This window comes from Actinokineospora cianjurensis (assembly GCF_003663795.1).
In the GTDB taxonomy this organism is placed as follows: domain Bacteria; phylum Actinomycetota; class Actinomycetes; order Mycobacteriales; family Pseudonocardiaceae; genus Actinokineospora; species Actinokineospora terrae.
This window is the reverse complement of record NZ_RCDD01000001.1, coordinates 215,951-234,546: the sequence shown is the minus strand read 5'-3', so window position 1 is coordinate 234,546 and position 18,596 is coordinate 215,951. Positions and strand designations below refer to the sequence as shown.

At 71.7% G+C, this 18,596-nt stretch carries 15 protein-coding genes; 11 read left to right on the top strand and 4 right to left on the bottom strand.

Annotated features, from left to right (window positions below):
• Positions 1 to 5: 5 nt before the first annotated feature.
• Positions 6 to 3,878 carry a Pls/PosA family non-ribosomal peptide synthetase gene (locus CLV68_RS01065; RefSeq protein ID WP_121388773.1) on the bottom strand — a complete coding sequence of 1,291 codons (3,873 nt, stop codon included), beginning with the start codon at positions 3,876 to 3,878 and terminating at the stop codon, positions 6 to 8.
• A gap of 266 nt (positions 3,879 to 4,144) precedes the next feature.
• Here CLV68_RS01065 and CLV68_RS01060 point away from each other — a divergent pair, with 266 nt between their 5' ends.
• The 9 genes from CLV68_RS01060 (at position 4,145) to CLV68_RS01020 (ending at position 13,745) form a co-directional block, all read left to right on the top strand.
• On the top strand, positions 4,145 to 4,444 hold the full coding sequence (locus CLV68_RS01060) for a PadR family transcriptional regulator (RefSeq protein WP_121388772.1): 300 nt from the start codon (positions 4,145 to 4,147) through the stop codon (positions 4,442 to 4,444).
• Between the two features lie 34 nt (positions 4,445 to 4,478).
• The gene (locus CLV68_RS01055) at positions 4,479 to 5,576 is read left to right on the top strand and encodes a vWA domain-containing protein (protein WP_121388771.1); all 1,098 of its coding nucleotides are present in this window, start codon (positions 4,479 to 4,481) and stop codon (positions 5,574 to 5,576) included.
• Positions 5,569 to 6,681 (top strand): XdhC family protein, encoded by a 1,113-nt coding sequence (locus CLV68_RS01050; protein ID WP_121388770.1) that lies wholly within the window; start codon positions 5,569 to 5,571, stop codon positions 6,679 to 6,681. Before CLV68_RS01055 ends, CLV68_RS01050 begins: the two co-directional genes overlap by 8 nt.
• Positions 6,682 to 6,860: 179 nt before the next feature.
• The gene (locus tag CLV68_RS01045) at positions 6,861 to 7,352 is read left to right on the top strand and encodes a (2Fe-2S)-binding protein (protein WP_121388769.1); all 492 of its coding nucleotides are present in this window, start codon (positions 6,861 to 6,863) and stop codon (positions 7,350 to 7,352) included.
• Complete coding sequence (locus CLV68_RS01040) at positions 7,352 to 9,787, top strand: xanthine dehydrogenase family protein molybdopterin-binding subunit (RefSeq protein ID WP_121388768.1); 2,436 nt, start codon at positions 7,352 to 7,354, stop codon at positions 9,785 to 9,787. Before CLV68_RS01045 ends, CLV68_RS01040 begins: the two co-directional genes overlap by 1 nt.
• On the top strand, positions 9,784 to 10,638 hold the full coding sequence (locus CLV68_RS01035) for an FAD binding domain-containing protein (protein WP_121388767.1): 855 nt from the start codon (positions 9,784 to 9,786) through the stop codon (positions 10,636 to 10,638). Before CLV68_RS01040 ends, CLV68_RS01035 begins: the two co-directional genes overlap by 4 nt.
• Before the next feature lie 13 nt (positions 10,639 to 10,651).
• Positions 10,652 to 11,578 carry an SRPBCC family protein gene (locus CLV68_RS01030; protein ID WP_121388766.1) on the top strand — a complete coding sequence of 309 codons (927 nt, stop codon included), beginning with the start codon at positions 10,652 to 10,654 and terminating at the stop codon, positions 11,576 to 11,578.
• Positions 11,579 to 11,682: 104 nt separating this feature from the next.
• Positions 11,683 to 12,621, top strand: a complete 939-nt coding sequence (locus tag CLV68_RS01025; protein ID WP_121388765.1) for a ribose-phosphate diphosphokinase — start codon at positions 11,683 to 11,685, stop codon at positions 12,619 to 12,621.
• On the top strand, positions 12,618 to 13,745 hold the full coding sequence (locus tag CLV68_RS01020) for a CapA family protein (protein ID WP_246009617.1): 1,128 nt from the start codon (positions 12,618 to 12,620) through the stop codon (positions 13,743 to 13,745). Before CLV68_RS01025 ends, CLV68_RS01020 begins: the two co-directional genes overlap by 4 nt.
• A gap of 431 nt (positions 13,746 to 14,176) precedes the next feature.
• On the opposite strand, the gene CLV68_RS01010 is transcribed toward CLV68_RS01020, so the two are convergent.
• A complete protein-coding gene (locus CLV68_RS01010; RefSeq protein ID WP_281274622.1) occupies positions 14,177 to 15,130 on the bottom strand; it encodes an o-succinylbenzoate synthase in 954 nt (317 codons plus the stop codon).
• A 65-nt stretch (positions 15,131 to 15,195) separates the two neighbouring features.
• Here CLV68_RS01010 and CLV68_RS01005 point away from each other — a divergent pair, with 65 nt between their 5' ends.
• The gene (locus CLV68_RS01005) at positions 15,196 to 16,002 is read left to right on the top strand and encodes a serine hydrolase domain-containing protein (RefSeq protein ID WP_121388763.1); all 807 of its coding nucleotides are present in this window, start codon (positions 15,196 to 15,198) and stop codon (positions 16,000 to 16,002) included.
• On the opposite strand, the gene CLV68_RS01000 is transcribed toward CLV68_RS01005, so the two are convergent.
• Positions 15,999 to 16,181, bottom strand: coding sequence for a hypothetical protein (locus CLV68_RS01000; RefSeq protein ID WP_121388762.1), 183 nt, complete (start codon positions 16,179 to 16,181; stop codon positions 15,999 to 16,001). The two genes, CLV68_RS01005 and CLV68_RS01000, sit on opposite strands and share 4 nt — an antisense overlap.
• Positions 16,178 to 17,833: a DNA repair helicase XPB gene (locus tag CLV68_RS00995; protein WP_121388761.1), complete on the bottom strand. Its 1,656-nt coding sequence runs from the start codon at positions 17,831 to 17,833 to the stop codon at positions 16,178 to 16,180. The genes CLV68_RS01000 and CLV68_RS00995 overlap by 4 nt, the downstream gene beginning before the upstream one ends.
• Positions 17,834 to 17,981: 148 nt before the next feature.
• On the opposite strand from CLV68_RS00995, the gene CLV68_RS00990 reads away from it, so the two are divergent.
• On the top strand, positions 17,982 to 18,575 hold the full coding sequence (locus CLV68_RS00990) for an LppU/SCO3897 family protein (RefSeq protein WP_121388760.1): 594 nt from the start codon (positions 17,982 to 17,984) through the stop codon (positions 18,573 to 18,575).
• Positions 18,576 to 18,596: the final 21 nt, after the last annotated feature.

Genomic DNA, 18,596 nt, shown 5'->3' with positions numbered 1-18,596 from the left:
GCCGGTCAGCGCTTGCCCGGCCACGCGGCGATCGGGTTGCCCAGCCAGCGGCTGCCGTCCGGGACCGACTCACCCCGCATGACCAGCGACGCCGGGCCGACGGTGGTGCGGACGCCGATCGACGCGCCGGGCAGCACGATGCCGTGCGGGCCGAGCGTGCCGCCCTCGCCCACGGTCACCGGGGCCATCCGCATGACGCGGTCGTGGAACAGGTGCGTCTGCAGCACGCAGCCGCGGTTGACCGTGGCGCCGTCGCCGACGCTGACGAGGTCGGCCTCGGGCAGCCAGTAGGTCTCGACCCACGCGCCCTTGCCGATCCGCGCGCCGAGGCCGCGCAACCAGACCGACAGCAGCGGCGAGCCGTGCGCCCAGGTCGCGAACCAGGGCACGCCCAGCATCTCGACGAAGGTGTCGGCCAACTCGTTGCGCCACACGAACGAGCTCCACAGTGGGTGGTCCACAGTGCGGAACTTGCCCACCAGTGCCCACTTCGCCATCACGGCGACGAGGCACGCGGCGATACCGGCGCCGAAGAGCACGACACCGCTAAGAGCCAGTCCTAGCCAGAAACCGGCGTAGGTAAGGGTTGCCGCCACCAGGACCAGCAACGCCGCCGAGGCCATCACCGGTACAACGCGACACACCTCGACCAATGCGCGAGCCACCACAAGACGGCGCGGCGGGTTGAACGTCTTGCTCTCGTCGGCATCCTCAACCGTGCGCGGCAGCTTGATCGGCGGCATACCGAGGTAAGAGGAACCGGCCTTGGCCTTCTTCGGCGTTGAGGACAGCACGCCGACCAAGCCCCGCTTGGGGACGGCGCGGCCGGGAGCGGTCATGCCGGAGTTGCCGAGGAACGCGCGCTTGCCGACGCTCGCCTCGCCGATGCGCAGCCAGCCGCCACCGAGCTCGTACGAGCCGATCATGGTGTCGTCGGCGAGGAACGCGCCGTCGCCGACGGTCGTCATGCTCGGCAGCGCCAGCACCGTGGACGCCTCGACCCCCTTGCCGACCTTCATGCCGAGCGCCCGCAGCCACACCGGGGTGAGCAGGCTCGCGTACATCGGGAACAGCGCCGACCTGGCCAGCTCCATCAGCCGCTCGGTCGCCCACGCCTGCCACGCGACGCGGCTGTGCACGGCGTGCCGCCCGGCCCGCATGCCGATGGACAGCAGCCGGACGAAAACCAGGATCAGCAGTGCGTACGAGCCCATCCACGCCAGCGTCGCCGCGGGTACGGCAACCAGTGCCTGGACCGTGGCCTCGCCGAGAGTGGTCGTGCCGTCGAGGAAAGCGATGAGGATGAACAGCGCGGGTAGCGCTGCCGCGATGGGCAGCACGCTCAGCACGAACGAGGTGGCCGCGTAGATGCCGACCCAGCGCCTACGGCGCGCGGGACGAGACCCCTTCACGCTGGCCTTGCCGGTGCGCGTCGCGGGGGAGCCGGACCAGCGCTGACCGGCCGGGACGGCGCCCTTGACGCCAGAGCCCGGCGCGACCTCGGCCCGCTTGCCGACCCGAGCACCGGGGAACAGGGTGCTGCGCGCGCCGACCGTGGCGTGCGCGTCGACCCGGACCGAGCCGATGTGCAGGACGTCGCCGTCGAGCCAGTGGCCGGACAGGTCCACCTCAGGCTCCACAGCCGCGCCCCGGCCGAGCCGGAGCATGCCCGTCACCGGGGGCAGCGAGTGCAGGTCGACCTCATCGCCGATCCGCGCGCCAAGAGCCCGCGCGTAGTGGGTCATCCAGGGGGCGCCTTGCAGGCCCGCGGCACCCGTGAGGTCCACGAACCGCTCAGCAGCCCAGAGGCGCAGGTGGACACTGCCACCGCGCGGGTAAGAGCCCGGCTGCACACCTCGCAGCAGCAGACGAGCGGTCCCGGCGGCCAGCGCCATGCGGCCCCAGGGGCTCAGGAACACGAGCCAGCCCGCGAGCACCAACCACCACGACACGTGAGGGCTCCACGAGAAGCCCAAGATGTTGTTCACGGCAGCGAGGGCGACGACCCACCTGGCGCCGACGACCGTCAGCATCGGCAGGGTCAACAGGACCTGGATGACCTGGGCGCGAACCGGCGTCGGCAGCACTACCCGGTCGATCTGGGTGCTGGCGACGGCCGCGTCGATGTGGTCGGCGAGCTTGCCCAGCGTCGGGTGCTGGTACAGGTCGGCGACGGCGATGCTCGGGTGCACCTCGCGGATCTTCGAGACCAGCTGGGCTGCGGAGAGGCTGCCGCCGCCGTTGGCGAAGAAGTCGGCCTTCGGGCTGCTCACCGCCACCCCGAGCAGGTCGCGCCACAGGCCGACCAGCCACCGCTGGGTGTCGGTCAGCGCGGCTGTGTCCACGTCGGAGGTGTCGAGGTCCAGCGGCCACGGCAGCGCGTTGCGGTCGACCTTGCCGGACGTGCGGGTCGGCAGCGTGTCGACCTCGGCGATCAGCGGGACCAGCGCGGCGGGCAGCTCGGCCCGGAGTCGCTCGACCGCCGCGTCGGCGTCGAAGCCCTCGCTGGCCACTACGTAGCCCACCAGGAGCTGGTTACCGGCCGCGGTAGTGCGAACGGCGGCCGCGGCACCCGCGACGTACGGCAGGGCTTGTAGAGCGGCGTCGACCTCACCGAGCTCGATACGCCTACCGCCGAGCTTGATCTGCTCGTCCGCACGGCCGAGGAACAGCAAACCCTCGGGCTCGGCCTTGACCATGTCGCCACTGCGGTAGGCGCGGTCCCACGACAGCGCGGGCAGCGGCGCGAACTTCTCGGCGTCCTTGACCGGGTCCAGGTAGCGGGCGAGGCCCGCGCCACCGATCACCAGCTGGCCGGTGGTGCCCATCGGCACCAGCTCGCCCGCCTCGTCGACGACGGCCAGTTCCCAGCCGTCGAGCGGCAGGCCGATGCGCACCGGCCCCTCGCCGGTCATCCTGGCGCCGCAGGCCACCACGGTGGCCTCGGTCGGGCCGTAGGTGTTCCACACCTCGCGGCCCTCGACAGCGAGCCGCTCGGCCAGCTCAGGCGGGCACGCCTCGCCGCCGAAGATCAGCAGCCGCACGTCGTCGAGGGCGTCGGCAGGCCACAGCGCGGCCAGCGTCGGCACGGTCGACACGACGGTGATGGCCCGCTCCACCAGCCACGGACCCAGGTCGACACCGGTGCGCACCAGCGCGCGCGGCGCGGTGACCAGGCAGGCGCCGTTGCGCCAGGCCAGCCACATCTCCTCGCAGGAGGCGTCGAAGGCGACCGACAGGCCCGCCAGCACCCGGTCGTCGGCGTTGATGGGCTCCTCGGCCAGGAACAGGTCGGCCTCGGCGTCCACGAACGCGGCGGCGCTGCGGTGGCTCACCGCGACGCCCTTGGGCTTACCGGTGGACCCCGAGGTGAAGATGATCCACGCGTCGTCCTCGGGCGTGGGCATGCCGGGAACGCCGTGCGAGGTGGCCAGCGTGGTGATGGCGCGGTGCTCGCCGATCACCGCGCAAGCGGTTGCCTCGCCGAACACCAGGTCGGCGCGCTCGGTCGGGTCGTCGAAGTCGACCGGGACGTAGGCGGCGCCTGCCGTCAACACGGCCAGGATCGAAACGTAGAGGTCGGCGGTGCCGGACGGGACCCGGATGCCGACGCGGTCACCTCGGCCGACACCGGCCGAGTTAAGGGCCACTACCAGGGCATCGATCTCACCGAGCAGAGCGCGGTAAGAGAGCACGGTGGTGCCATCGTCGATGGCGTCCGCGTCGGGGTGACGCGCGGCGGAAGCGTGGAGGACGTCGACGAGGGTGCGGGGGGCGCTCTCGGGACCCGCGCGGAACACGGCGAGCCCCAGCGCCGCGGCGTCGGCGAGTGGGTCGAGGGCGGTGAACAGGGAAGCCGGGGGGTGGACCATCGTCATCGCGGCGAACGCATCTCTCACCTTTTCGGTGTTGTCCTAGCACTGTCGCGGGCCTTCCGGCGCCACGGCCAACGCACGTTACCGGTCTTCTCATCGGCCTGTCTCGTCGATCTCTTACCGACGTGTCGCGACTCACATCCTTGTGGCGCAACGGTTTTGTTGTCGTGATCCGATATCGGTTGCCGATATTTAGCCGCTATGGGCTTGCTGTGCTGGGAGTTTGCCCGGCTTTCCGGATTGATATCGGTGTGCGATATCGTGGAGCGATGGATGTGGTGCGGGAGTTCGCCAACGGAGCGCTGCGACTGCGCGTGCTGAGGTATGCCTCGAACGAGGAGGTACACGGGGCGTGGCTGACCGAGGAGCTAGCCGCTAGAGGACACCGCGTGTCGCCGGGCACGCTGTACCCGCTGCTCCACCGGCTTCAAGAGGCGGGCCTGCTCAAGTCGCGCACCGAGGTGGCCGACGGCAGGCGTGTGCGGCGCTACCGGGCGACGAAACGGGGCAAGAGGGTGCTCGCCGACTGCAAGGCCGTGCTCGCCGACCTGGCCGAAGACATGGCGTGAGCACCGACCGGGTGAGCTGGGGCACACTGCTGGGGTGACTCAGGTCGACCCGCTGCCCGGGCTTGTCGGGTTCGCTGTCGCGCTGCGAGCCGCAGGTGTCGCTTGCGGCCAAGAGCGCGTGCAGGCATACCTGGCCGCGGTCGACCTGCTCGACCTCGCCGACGTCAGCCAGGTGTACTGGGCAGGCAGGCTCACCTTGTGCGCCGAGCCGGACGACCTACCGCGCTACGACAGCGCCTTCCACGCCTGGTTCACCGGAGACACCCCGCGCGCGCCAAGGCCAACCCGCGATCCCCGACCCAAACGGGGGAACATCGCCGCTCTAATGGCTAGCAGCGCAGGAGAAGGCGATGACGCTGTGCACGTCGACCGGCTCGCCAGCGCCGCGGAGGTCTTGCGCCACCGTGACATCTCAGGGCTAACCGCTGCCGAGCGCGCGCACCTGCGGGAAATGATCGACCTCCTTCGCCCTGAACCGCCGCAGCGGTCCACGATGAGGTGGCGACCGGACCGACGCGGTCGTGTCGACGAACGGCGCACCCTGCGCATGATGCGGGCCACCGGCGGCGAACCCATCCGCATCGCCCGCAAGCGCCGCGCGCGCAAACCCCGCCGGGTGGTCCTGCTGATCGACGTGTCCGGCTCCATGACCCCGTACGCCGACGCCCTGCTGCGGTTCGCCCACGCCGTGGCCCGCCGCGCCCCCACCGAGGTCTTCACCCTCGGCACGCGCCTGACCAGGCTCACCCGCCAGTTGCGCCAACGCGACCCCGAACTGGCGTTGACCGCCGCCGCGCGCGCCGTCCCCGACTTCGCGGGCGGAACGCGGCTCGGAGAGACCCTGCGCGCTTACCTGGACAGGTGGGGCCAACGCGGCGTCGCGCGGCAAGCCGTGGTCGTGCTGTTCTCCGACGGCTGGGAGCGCGGCGACCCGTCCCTGCTCGGTGCGCAGACCGCGCGGCTCAGCAGGCTCGCCCACCGGGTGTTCTGGGTGAACCCGCACGCCGGGTCGCCGGGCTACGAGCCCGTGCAGTCAGGCATCGCGGTAGCGCTACCGCACGTGGACAGGTTGCTCGCGGGCCACAGCGTGGCCACACTCGACCTCCTGCTCCGGGAGGTGCGCCGTGCGTGATGTGCTCGACGAGGTCTTGCGCCGGTACCGGCTGGGTGAGCCGGTAGCCCTAGGCACCGTCGTTGCCACGTTCTCCTCCGCCCCGCGATCGCCGGGGGCGGCCATGGTCGTCGCAGGCGACGGTTCCGTCACCGGCAGCGTGTCCGGAGGATGCGTGGAGGGCGCGGTCTACGAACTCGGCCGCGAGGTCCTAGACACCGGCACACCCACCCTCCAGCGCTACGGCGTCAGCGACGACGACGCCTTCGCGGTGGGCCTGACCTGCGGCGGGATCATTGACATCTACGTCGAACGCATCGCGCCGGACACCTTCCCCGAGTTCGAGACCCTGGCCAAGTCGGTGCACGCCGAGGTCCCCGTCGCCATCGCCACCGTCGTCGCCCACGCGGACCCGGACCGATTGGGCAAACGCATCCTGATCTGGCCCGACCGGCACTCGGGTAGCACCGGCTCCGCCCGGATCGATGCGGCGGTCGTCGACGACGCCAGGGGGCTGCTCTCGACCGGGCGCACCGCGATGCTCGGCTACGGCTTGGACGGCGAACGGCGCGGCGAGGGCATGTCGGTGTTCGTGAACTCCTTCGAGCCGCCGCCCCGCATGCTGGTCTTCGGCGCCATCGACTTCGCGGCCGCCATGGCTCGCATGGGTGCCTACCTCGGCTACCGGGTCACGGTCTGCGACGCCCGGCCCGTGTTCGCGACCACGAGCCGGTTCCCCAGCGCGCACGAGGTCGTCGTCGACTGGCCCCACCGCTACCTGGAACGGCAACTGGCCGAGGGCAGGGTCGACGAGCGCACGGTCGTCACGGTGCTCACCCACGACCCCAAGTTCGACGTCCCGGTGCTGAGCGTCGCGCTGCGCGCCAAGCTCGGCTACGTCGGCGCGATGGGCTCGCGGCGCACCCACGCCGACCGCGTCGACCGGCTGCGCGAGGCAGGGCTGACCGAGGGCGAGTTGTCGGCGCTCGCCTCGCCGATCGGCCTCGACCTCGGCGCCAGGACGCCGGAGGAGACGGCGGTGTCGATCGCCGCGGAGATCATCGCCACCCGCTGGGGCGGCGGCGGGCAGCGGCTGTCCGTCCTGTCCGGACGTATCCACGGCTAGTCCACCCGGGTCGAGGTCGACCGCGCTGATCAGCGGTTTTGTCCACAGTCGATCGAGTTGTCCACAGGTTCGGCGCTCGGGCTTGTCGGGAGCGGAGAACGGGGGCAGGCTGGGTTGTGAGCCCGATCACGCGGCACGGGCTCGCTGGACCCGCCCACCGCGCGAGTGCTGGAGGCAGGATGCGCATCACCGTCACCGTCGACGCAACGACCTACACCGATGAGGTGGAACCACGCCAGTTGCTGGTCCACCACCTGCGGGACACCATCGGCAAGACCGGCACCGTCGTCGGCTGCGACACCAGCAACTGCGGTTCCTGCACCGTGCACCTCGACGGGCAGAGCGTGAAGTCGTGCTCCGTGCTGGCCGTGCAGGCCGACGGCGCCGAGATCACCACCATCGAGGGGCTCGCCCGCGACGGCGTGCTGCACCCGGTCCAGCAGGCGTTCCACGACAACCACGCGCTCCAGTGCGGCTTCTGCACGCCGGGGATGATCATGCAGTCGATCGACCTGCTCGCCGACGACCCCGATCCCGACGAGCACGCGGTCCGGCACGGCCTGGAGGGCAACCTCTGCCGCTGCACCGGCTACCAGAACATCGTCCGCGCGGTCCAGGACGCCGCGACCAAGCTCAAGCCGGGCGCCACCCAACTGGTCGGGGGCGAGTGATGACCGCGACCGCCGAACCCGAGGTCGGCAAGGCCAGGCTGCGCAAGGAGGACGCCAGGCTGGTCACCGGCCGCACCCGCTGGACCGACAACCTGACCGTGCCCGGCCTGCTGCACCTGGCCTTCCTGCGCAGCCCGGTCGCGCACGCCAGGATCACCTCGATCGACGTCGAGGCGGCCAGGCGCAAACCCGGGGTCATCGCCGTGTTCACCGGTGCCGACATCGCCGACGCCCAGGGCAGCCTGCCCTGCGCGTGGCCGGTGACCGCGGACCAGTTGGCCCCGCAGGCGCCGTCGCTGGCCGTCGACCAGGTCAACTTCGCCGGTGAGGCCGTCGCCGTCGTGGTCGCGCGCGGCAAGGCGCAGGCGCACGACGCGCTGGAGGCCATCGACGTCGACTACGACGAACTGCCCGTCGTGCTCGACCTGACCGCCGCCGCCGCTGACGACTCCGCCCTGGTCCACGCCGACCTGGGCACCAACAGGTCCGCGCACTGGGTGTTCGACTCGGCCGACGCGGGCACCGGCGGCGACGTCGAGCAGGCGATCGCCGAGGCCGAGGTGCTCGTCGAGCGCACCTACCGCCAGCAGCGGCTCATCCCGGCGTTCATGGAGCCGCGCTCGGTCCTGGTCGACCCCACCGGCGAGCAGACCACGGTGTGGTCGGCCACCCAGATCCCGCACATCCTGCGGCTGATGCTGGCGCTGACCACCGGCACCCCGGAGCACAAGCTGCGCGTCATCGCCCCGGACGTGGGCGGCGGCTTCGGCGGCAAGCTCCAGGTCACCCCGGAGGAGGTCGTCGCGCTGGTGGTGGCGACCAGGCTGGGCAAGCCGGTCAAGTGGACCGAGTCCCGCTCGGAGTCGCTGCTCTCCGCGCACCACGGCCGCGACCAGGTCCAGAAGCTCACCCTCGCCGCCCGCCGCGACGGCACGGTCACCGGGCTCAAGGTCGAGCTCTTGGCCGACATGGGCGCCTACCTGCGGCTGGTCGGCCCCGGCGTGCCGATCCTGGGCGCGTTCATGTTCAACGCCATCTACAAGTTCCCGGCCTACCGGTTCGCCTGCACCAACGTGTTCACCACCAAGACCCCGACCGACGCCTACCGCGGCGCGGGCAGGCCGGAGGCGACCTACGCCATCGAGCGGCTGATGGACGAACTGGCGGCCGAGCTCGGCCGCGACCCGATCGAGCTGCGCGAGCAGAACTGGATCAAGCACGACGAGTTCCCGTTCACCACCGTCTGCGGCCTGGAGTACGACACCGGCGACTACGAGGCCGCCACCGCCAAGGCCAAGGAGCTGTTCGGGTACGACGAGCTGCGCGCCGAGCAGCGGGAACGCCGGGAGCGCGGCGACTCGGTGCAACTGGGCATCGGCACCTCCACCTTCACCGAGATGTGCGGGCTGGCCCCGTCGCGGGTGCTCGGCTCGCTGTCCTACGGCGCGGGCGGCTGGGAGCACGCCGCGATCCGGATGCTGCCCAGCGGCAAGGTCGAGGTGGTCACCGGGTCGTCCGCGCACGGGCAGGGCCACGAGACCGCGTGGAGCCAGATCGTCGCCGACCAGCTCGGCGTGCCGTTCGAGGACGTCGAGGTGCTGCACGGCGACACCCAGTCCTCCCCGAGGGGCCTGGACACCTACGGCTCCCGCTCGCTGACCGTCGGCGCGATGGCGGTGCTCAAGGCGGGCGAGAAGGTCATCCGCAAGGCCCGCCGGATCGCCGCGCACATGATGGAGTGCGCGGAGGACGACCTGGAGTTCGCGGCGGGCAAGTTCACCGTCAAGGGCACCGAGCGGGCCACCGCGCTCACCGACGTGGCACTCGCCGTCTTCGCCGCGCACGACATGCCCGACGGGGTCGAGCCGTCGCTGGACTCCGAGGCCACCTTCGACCCGGACAACTTCTCCTTCCCGCACGGCACCCACCTGTGCGCGGTCGACGTCGACACCGAGACCGGGTTCGTGAAGATCCGCAAGTACGTGTGCGTCGACGACGTCGGGGTGGTGGTGAACCCGATCATCGTCGAGGGCCAGGTCCACGGTGGACTCGCCCAGGGCCTCGCGCAGGCGCTCTACGAAGAGGCGGTGCACGACGAAAGCGGCACGCTGACAACGGGAACACTGGCCGACTACCTCATCCCGTCCGCTGTGGACCTACCGCACTTCGACACCGACCGCACCGAGACCCCCGCGACCAGCAACCAGCTCGGCGTCAAGGGGGTCGGCGAGGCGGGCACCATCGCCTCCACGCCCGCGGTGGTCAACGCCGTCGTCGACGCCGTGCGCCACTTCGGCGTCAACGACATCCAGATGCCCTGCACGCCGATGCGCGTGTGGACGGCCATCAACGGCGGCCCGACGGACGCGGGCGGCCTCGGCAGCGAGGCGGGCGGCGGGCTCGGCTCGATCGACACCTCCGGAGGTGCGGCGTGATCCCGGCCGCGTTCGACTACACCGCTCCATCCACAGTGGACGAAGCGGTCCGCGCGCTCGCCGACGCGGGCGACGAGGCGAAGGTCATCGCCGGTGGCCAGAGCCTGATCCCGGTGCTGCGCATGCGGCTGGCCGCGCCGAGCACCCTGGTCGACATCGGCCGCATCCCGGAACTGCGCGGCATCCGCGACGAGGGCGACGCGCTGCTCATCGGCGCCACCACCACGCACTACGAGGTCCAGCGCGACCCCTCGGTGCGCGAGCACGCGCTGCTGCTCAAGGCCGCCACCGACACCGTCGCCGACCCGCAGGTCCGCCACCGCGGCACCTTCGGCGGCGCCGTCGCCCACGCCGACCCGGCGGGCGACCTGCTCGCCCCGGTGCTGGCCCTGGACGCGGAACTGGTGCTGCACGGCCTGGAAGGGCCGCGCACGGTGGCCGCCGCGGACTTCTTCGTCGACTACTTCACCACCGCGCTGCGCCAGGACGAGATCCTGGTCGGGGTGCGGGTGCCCAAGCACACCGGCTGGGGCGCGCACTACGAGAAGTTCAGCCGGGTCGCCCAGGCGTGGTCCATCGTGGCCGTCGCCGCCGCGGTCCGGGTCGAGGGCGGCGTGATCGCCGAGGCCAGGGTCGGGCTCACCAACATGTCGTCGGTCCCGGTGCGCGCCCGCGCGGTCGAGTCGGCGCTCGTCGGCCAACCCGCCACCGCCGAGGCGATCAGGGCGGCCGCGGCGCACGCCGCCGAGGGCACCAGCCCGACCGCGGACGGCAACGCCGACACCGCGTACCGCCAACACCTGGCGCGGGTACTCACCTCGCGCGCCATCACCGCCGCCACCGGCGTCTAGGAGGATCACGACAGTGCTGCTGGAGCACCGGTTCACCGTGCGGGCCCCGTTGTCGGAGGTCTGGGCGGCCCTGCTCGACCCGCACCTGGTGGCGCCCTGCATGCCGGGCGCCACCCTGACCGAGGTCATCGGCGACGCCTTCACCGGCACCGTCAAGGTCAAGGTCGGACCCATCTCCCTGCTGTACCGGGGCAACGGGCAGTTCCTGGAACGCGACGAGCGGATGCGCAGGCTCGTCATCAAGGCATCCGGCAAGGACTCCCGGGGCAACGGCACCGCCGCGGCGACGGTCACCGTCACCCTCACCGCCGAGGGCGACAGCACCAGCGGCACCGTCAACACCGACCTCGCGATCACCGGCAAACCGGCCCAGTTCGGCCGCGGCCTGATCGCCGAGGTGGGCGGCAAGATCCTCACCGTCTTCGCCAACTGCCTCGCCGACAAGCTCGCCGCACCCCCGCCCGCCGACGTGCCCGCCCCGAGCGGGTCGGTCCAGGCCGGTTCCGCCACCGAGGGGTTGGCCGAACCGGACCGGACCGACCCGGCGGCAGAGGACACCCCGGCGGTCGGCCCACCCGACGGGCCCGCCGAGCCGGACCCCGCGGACTCGGCAGGTTCCGCGGAGACCGCGCAGGTACAGCCGGATCCCGAGGAATCCGGTCCTGCGGCAGCGAGTCCTGTCGAGTCGGGCGCCGGGGGGTCGGACGGTGTCCGGCCGTCCGGGTCCACGGGTGCTGCGCCGGACGGGTCGGGCTCGGCCGGGCCTTCGGCGGCGGGGTCAGGGCGGGCGGAGGAGCGTCCGCTGCGGGCCGTCCCGGAGGTGGAACCGGTCGACCTGCTGGAGATGGCGGGGCCATCGGTGGCGAAGCGGGCGGTACCGGTGCTGGCTGCGGTGGTCGCGCTGGTGGTCGTCCTGCTGATCAGGAGGAGGTGGCGCTGAGGTCCGGGTGGGCGGCTCCCCTCCGGGTCGGGCGGCTGACCGGGGGCCACTAGGGTTGGGTCGCAGCGACCGCTGCGGGCTGGGCCTGGTCAACGGGAGTGCGTGTGCGGGACATCGCCTTGTTCGGTGGGAGTGCGCATCCGGAGCTGTCGGCGGAGATCTCCGAACACCTCGGGGTACCGCTGCACCCGGTGCGGGTCCAGCGGTTCGCCAACGACTGCCTGGAAGTGCAGCTGCAGGCCAACTGCCGCGAGCGCGACGTCTACCTCATCCAGCCGCTGGTCCAGCCGGTCCAGGAGAACCTGGTCGAGCTGCTGCTGATGATCGACGCGGCGCGCGGGGCGTCGGCGCGGCGGATCACCGTGGTGCTGCCGCACTACGCCTACGCGCGGTCGGACAAGAAGGACGCGCCGCGCATCTCCATCGGCGGCAGGCTGGTCGCCGACCTGATGGTCGCCGCCGGTGCCGACCGGGTGCTGACCATGACCCTGCACTCGCCGCAGGTGCACGGCTTCTTCAGCGTCCCCGTCGACCACCTGCACGCGCTGCGCGAACTGGCGGGCCACTTCCGCAACCTCGACCTGTCGAACACCACCGTCGTCTCGCCGGACCTGGGCAACGCCAAGGAAGCGGCTCGGTTCGCCCGGCTGCTCGGCGTGCCGGTGGCCGCGGGCGCCAAGCAGCGCTTCGCCGACGACCGGGTGGCGATCTCCTCGGTGATCGGCGACGTCGACGACCGCGACATCATCGTGCTCGACGACGAGATCGCCAAGGGCAGCACGGTGATCGAGCTGCTAGCCCGGCTGCGCGAGCACAACGTGCGGTCGGTGCGGGTGGCCTGCACGCACGGGCTGTTCGCCGCAGGCGCGCTCAAGCGCATCGGTGACCAGTCGGAGGTCGTCGAGATCGTCTGCACCAACACGGTGCCGATCCACGAGCGGTCCGAGAAGCTGACCGTGCTGTCGATCGCGCCCGCGCTGGCCGAGGCGGTGCGGCGCATCCACAACGGCGAGTCGGTCAGCGCGCTGTTCGATGCCCCGTGAGGTGGCTGCCTGCCGTCGCGGGTGTCCTGCTCGTGGCCGCGTGCAGCGGTGACCCCACTGTCGGCGAGGTGCCGGACGACCCGCAGGCGACCACGACCGCGCCACCGAGCGCGACCCCGCCGTCGACCCCGGGTTTCACCCTGATCGCGGGCGGCGACGTGCTGATCCACCCCGCGCTCACCGAGCAGGCCACCGCTGACGGCGGCGGGAAACGGGACTACACGAAGCTGCTCGCCGGGATCAAGCCCGCCATCGAGGCCGCCGACGTCGCCGTGTGCCACCTCGAGGTGCCGATCGCCGGTCCGGGCGGGCCGTTCCGGGGCTACCCGAAGTTCAGCGCGCCACCGGAGATCGTCACCGCCCTGGCCGCCACCGGTTTCGACACCTGCTCGACCGCGTCGAACCACACCCTCGACCAGGGCCCCGCCGGTGTGACCGGCACGCTCGACGCCCTCGACGCCGCCAAGATCACCCACACCGGCGCGGCCCGCACCGCCGACGAGGCAGCCCGCCCACTCATCCGCGACGTCGCGGGTGTGAAGGTCGGCTTCCTGTCCTTCACCTTCGGCCTCAACCAGGGCACCGCCCGCCCGGCAGGTTCCCCGTGGATGACCAACATCCTCAGCCCGGAGGCGGTGCGCGCCGCCGCCCGCGCGGCCAAGTCGGCAGGCGCGGAGGTCGTGGTCGCCAGCCTGCACTGGGGCATCGAGGGCAAGCACGACCCCAGCCTCGACCAGCTGCGCATCGCCAAGGCCGTCCTCGCCGACCCCGCCGTCGACCTGATCATCGGCCACCACGCCCACGTCGTGCAGCCCTTCGAGCGCATCGACGGCAAGTGGGTCACCTACGGCCTCGGCAACATGGTCGCCAAGCACGAAGAACCCAAGGGCCCCACCGAGGAAGGCGTCCTGGCCCGCTTCCACTTCACCAAGTCCGGCCCAACCTGGACCGTCGACCGGGCCGAGTACCTCCCCCTCCTCACCGACCTGGGCCCACCCATCCGCCTCCGCGACCTGACCGCAGACCCCGCCGCCCCCACCCCCCGCACATCCCAAGCCCTCACCCGCACCGACCAGGCAATCCTCAGCCGCTCGGCCGCCACCGCGGGCCTCACCCGCCCCTGAACTTCACCCGGTCCAGCGACAGAAGTTATCCACATCTGGATCTTCGGCGCCCTGTTTCAAGATCGTCTGTCGGTGGGTGCCGATAGACTGGCACTGGGACGCCCCCCGGTGTGGGTGGGGGCTGGGCAGGGTCGGGACCGCGTGCGCGCGAGGCGGCTGGGGTGGCGTAAGAGGGGTTGCGCGGTGTGGGGGCGCTGGGGGCAATCTTGTTGGTGCTAGGGCGCTTGACGGACTGTGGGTGACCATTTGGCCGGGAGCCGGGAGCCGGGAGCCGGGAGCCGGGAGCCGGGAGCCGGGAGCCGGGAGCCGCGAGCCGCGAGCCGCGAACCGCGAACCGCGAACCGCGAACCGCGAACCGCGAACCGCGAACCGCGAACCGCGAACCGCGAACCGCGAACCGCGAACCGCGAACCGCGAACCGGAATTCTGGCTCAGCGTTGGCCGCTGAGGGCGGTTACTCGGCCGAGGCGGGAGAGCCAGCGGTCGCGGGTTCGGGGGTCGGCTTCGGTGAGGGCGTCTGGGGCTGGGGCGGTGTGGGGGACTGGGAGCCAGCCGTTGGTGGGGCGGAGGGGGTGGGTTACTGCGTCGGTCTTCAGCAGGGACAGGGTGCCTAGGCCGCAGGCGTAGTCGAGGGTGGGGAGAGCTGCGGCAAGGGCAAGCCCCGCGGCTAGGCCGATGCTGGTTTCCAAGGCGGACGAGACCACGCAAGGTAGACCTGCCGACTCGGCTACGGCGAGGGCCCGGCGCACGCCTCCCAGGGGGGCGACTTTCAGGACCGCGATGTCTGCCGCACCGGCGACCGCGACTCGCAGGGGGTCTTCCGCGCGGCGGATCGATTCGTCGGCGGCGATGCGGACGTTGACGCGGCGGCGGACGGCGGCGAGTTCCTCGATGGTGCGGCAGGGTTGTTCGACGTACTCCAGGCCGCCTGCGGCTCGGTCGAGTGCGGTGATGGCGGCGACCGCGCGGTCCACGTCCCAGGCGCCGTTCGCGTCGACGCGGACCTGGCCGGACGGTCCGAGGGCGTCGCGGACGGCGGCCACCCGCTCCACGTCCTGGCCCAGCGTCGTGCCGGGGTCGGCGACCTTGACCTTCGCGGTGGTGCAGCCGGACTCGCGCACGATCTCGAAAGCGCGTTCCGGGGGTACCACCGGCACGGTCGCGTTCACCGGGATCCGGTCGCGCACCGGCGCGGGCCAGCCGTGTTCGGCCGCCTCGAGGGCGCTGGTGAGCCACGGCACGGCCTCGGTGTCGGTGTAGTCCGCGAACGGGCAGAACTCGCCCCAGCCCGCGTCGCCCCGCAGCAGCAGCCCCTCGCGCACCGTGATGCCGCGGAACGAGGTGTGCATCGGGATGGCGTAGACCCGCGTCTGCTCTGCGAACACCAGTGCATCGTCGCAGATCATCGGGGCTGCCCGCTGGCCGGAGCGCGGACCGTAGGGTGGTGGCCATGCGCAGCTTGGACGTGGTGGCTGGGTGGCCGGTGGACAACGCGGCCGCCGCGGTGGTGTCGGCCGACGGGGTGGTGCTGGGCAGCACCGGTGACCAGGGCCGCCGGTTCCCGCTCGCCTCGGTCACCAAGCCGTTGACGGCGTACGCGGTGCTGGTCGCCGTCGAGGAGGGCGCCCTGGAGTGGGACCAGCAGGCGGGCCCGGCGACCGTGCGGCACCTGATCGCGCACACCTCGGGCCTGGCCTTCGACTCCACCACCCAGCAGGCCGAGCCGGGCACCCGCCGCATCTACTCCAACACCGGGTTCGACGTGCTCGCCGAGGCCGTGCACCAGGCCACCGGCATCCCGTTCGCCCGCTACCTCACCGAGGCCGTCTTCGAGCCGCTGGGCATGGTGGACTCCGAGCTCCAAGGCCCTGCCGGGTCCGGGGCCGTCTCCACCTGCGCGGACCTCACCAGGTTCGCCGCCGAACTCCAGGCCCCGACCCTGGTCGCCGAGGAGACGCTCGCCGAGGCCACCACCGTGGCCTTCCCCGGTCTCAACGGCGTGCTCCCCGGCTACGGCATGCAGAAGCCCAACGACTGGGGCCTCGGCTTCGAGCTGCGCGACGGCAAGAGCCCGCACTGGACCGGGCAGCGCAGTTCGCCGCGCACGTTCGGCCACTTCGGCCAGTCCGGCACGTTCCTGTGGGTCGACCCGGACGCAGGCGTGGCGGCCGTCGCGGTGACCGACCGCCCCTTCGGCGAGTGGGCCATCCAGTCGTGGCCCCCCTTCACCGACGGCGTCCTCGCCGAGCTCGCCTAGTTCGGCAGCTTCGGCTCGTCGTCCTCCTCCGGTGGCACGTCGAGCACCTGCTCGTTCTCCAGCTCGGTGGCGGCGTCCCGCGCCTCGTCGACCTTCTTGCGGGACCGGTCCAGCAGCGTCGGATCAGGTTTGGCGTTCACCGCCTGCGGGTGCCCACCGGCGCCGCGCCGGAAACTCACTCGGGGATCGCGGGCCCCAGCAGGTCGTCGGCGTCGCAGATCCGGTAGGCGTACCCCTGTTCGGCCAGGAACCGCTGGCGGTGCGCCGCGTACTCGGTGTCGAGGGTGTCCCTGGCGACCACGGAGTAGAAGTGCGCCTGCCGCCCGTCGCCCTTGGGCCGCAGCAGCCTGCCCAGCCGCTGGGCCTCCTCCTGCCGCGACCCGAACGTGCCGGACACCTGCACCGCCACCGAGGCTTCCGGCAGGTCGATGGAGAAGTTCGCCACCTTCGACACGACCAGCGTGCGCAGCTCACCCCGGCGGAACGCGTCGAAGAGCTCCTCGCGCTCCTTGTTCTTGGTCGCGCCCTGGATCACCGGCGCGTCCAGCGCCGCGCCGAGCTCGTCGAGCTGGTCGAGGTAGGCGCCGATGACCAGCGTCGGCTCGTCCGGGTGCCGCTCGAGGATGGACTTGACGACGGGGATCTTGGTGCGCGCCGTCGAGCACAGCTTGTACCGGGTGTCCGGCTCGGCGGTGGCGTACTCCAGCCGCTCGTTGTCGGTGAGGGTGACCCTGACCTCGGTGCACTCGGCAGGCGCGATCCAGCCCTGCTGCTCGATGTCGCGCCACGGCACGTCGTAGCGCTTCGGGCCGATCAGCGAGAACACGTCGCCCTCGCGGCCGTCCTCGCGGACCAGGGTCGCGGTCAGCCCGAGCCGCCGCCGGGACTGCAGGTCGGCGGTCATCCGGAACACCGGGGCAGGCAGCAGGTGCACCTCGTCGTAGACCACCAGGCCCCAGTCCCTGGAGTCGAACAGCTCCAGGTGCCGGTACTCGCCGCCGGACTTGCGGGTGATCACCTGGTAGGTGGCGATGGTGATCGGGCGGATCTCCTTGCGCTCCCCGGAGTACTCGCCGATCTCCTCCTCGGTCAGCGACGTCCGCGCGATCAGCTCCCGCTTCCACTGCCTGCCCGCGACCGTGTTGGTCACCAGGATCAGCGTCGTGGCCTGCGCGAGCGCCATCGCGGCGGCCCCGACCAGCGTCTTGCCCGCGCCGCACGGCAGCACCACGACCCCGGACCCGCCCGCCCAGAACGACTCGGCGGCCATCCGCTGGTAGTCGCGCAGCTGCCAGCCCTGCTCGTGCAGCGCGATCGGGTGCGCCTCGCCGTCGACGTACCCGGCGAAGTCCTCCGCGGGCCAGCCGACCTTGAGCAGCGCCTGCTTGAGGCGGCCGCGCTCGCTCGGGTGCACCACCACGCTGTCCTGGTCGATCCGGGCGCCGAGCATCGGGTTGATCTTCTTGCTGCGCAGCACCTCCTCCAGCACCGCGCGGTCGGTCGAGGTCATGACCAGCCCGTGCGCCGGGTGGTTGGCCAGGGTGAGCCGACCGAACCTGGCCATGGTGTCGACCACGTCGATCAGCAGCGGCTGCGGCACCGGGTAGCGCGAGTACTTCGACAGCGCGTCGACCACCTGCTCGGCGTCGTGCCCGGCGGCGCGGGCGTTCCACAGCGCCAGTGGGGTGATCCGGTAGGTGTGCACGTGCTCAGGGGCGCGCTCCAGTTCCGCGAACGGCGCGATGGCCGTCCGCGCCTCGCCCGCGCTGGGGTGGTCGATCTCCAACAGCAGGGTCTTGTCTGATTGCACGATCAGCGGGCCGTCGGTCACCCACCCAGTGTCGCAAACCCGGGGCGCGGGCACGGGCCGGGCACAGTTCGGTAACCGGCGCGACCACGGACTGTGCGATCCGGTTACCGTCCACCGCCACCAGCCCTGTGCCCGATCACCCCCCACCCAGGTAACGCGAAGGCAGCGCATGACCAAGCCCGAAGAGCCGGACACCCCGGCCGAGCAGCCCGTCCCCGAGTCCGACGACCGCGCGGTGGACTTCCTCGACGGCAACGTCGAGCCCGCCGGTCCCCGCAAGCTCAAGACGCTGCCGCTGTGGGCGGTCGCGGTGATCGCGGTGCTGATCGCCGGGATCGGGTTCGTCGTCTTCCGCTACGTCCTCGCCGACGACGCCGCGGCGATCGAGTGCGCCACGGTGACCGGATCGGGTGATTCGGCGAAGGTCGAGGTCGTCGGCTGCGGCGACGCGGCCGCGTTCCGGATCGCCAGCCGCAAGGACGTCTCCGCGCCGGGCTGCGCCGAGGGCGCCTACCGGGAGATGCGCACCGAGAAAGAGCTGCTCTGCCTGATGCCCAACTTCGTCAAGGGCAACTGCTACGTCCCGGACGACCCGAACCAGGCGTTCAAGGTCGGCTCCTGCGAGGCGTCCGACGCGATCAAGGTCGTCGACGAGCTGCGCGACACCTCGGACCCGTCACCCTGCCCGAACGGGAACGGCCTGGGTTACCCCGAACCGCCTGTTGTGTTCTGCTTGGAGACACCCGGCACGACCGATTCGTGACCAAGGGTGACCATTAGTCCG

Excerpts from the sequence above, each read along its gene's own strand:
- CLV68_RS01065 (WP_121388773.1), bottom strand. The coding sequence starts at position 3,878 with ATGACGATGGTCCACCCCCCGGCTTCCCTGTTCACCGCCCTCGACCCA.
- CLV68_RS01060 (WP_121388772.1), top strand. The coding sequence starts at position 4,145 with ATGGATGTGGTGCGGGAGTTCGCCAACGGAGCGCTGCGACTGCGCGTG.
- CLV68_RS01045 (WP_121388769.1), top strand. The coding sequence starts at position 6,861 with ATGCGCATCACCGTCACCGTCGACGCAACGACCTACACCGATGAGGTG.
- CLV68_RS01040 (WP_121388768.1), top strand. The coding sequence starts at position 7,352 with ATGACCGCGACCGCCGAACCCGAGGTCGGCAAGGCCAGGCTGCGCAAG.
- CLV68_RS01005 (WP_121388763.1), top strand. The coding sequence starts at position 15,196 with ATGCGCAGCTTGGACGTGGTGGCTGGGTGGCCGGTGGACAACGCGGCC.
- CLV68_RS00990 (WP_121388760.1), top strand. The coding sequence starts at position 17,982 with ATGACCAAGCCCGAAGAGCCGGACACCCCGGCCGAGCAGCCCGTCCCC.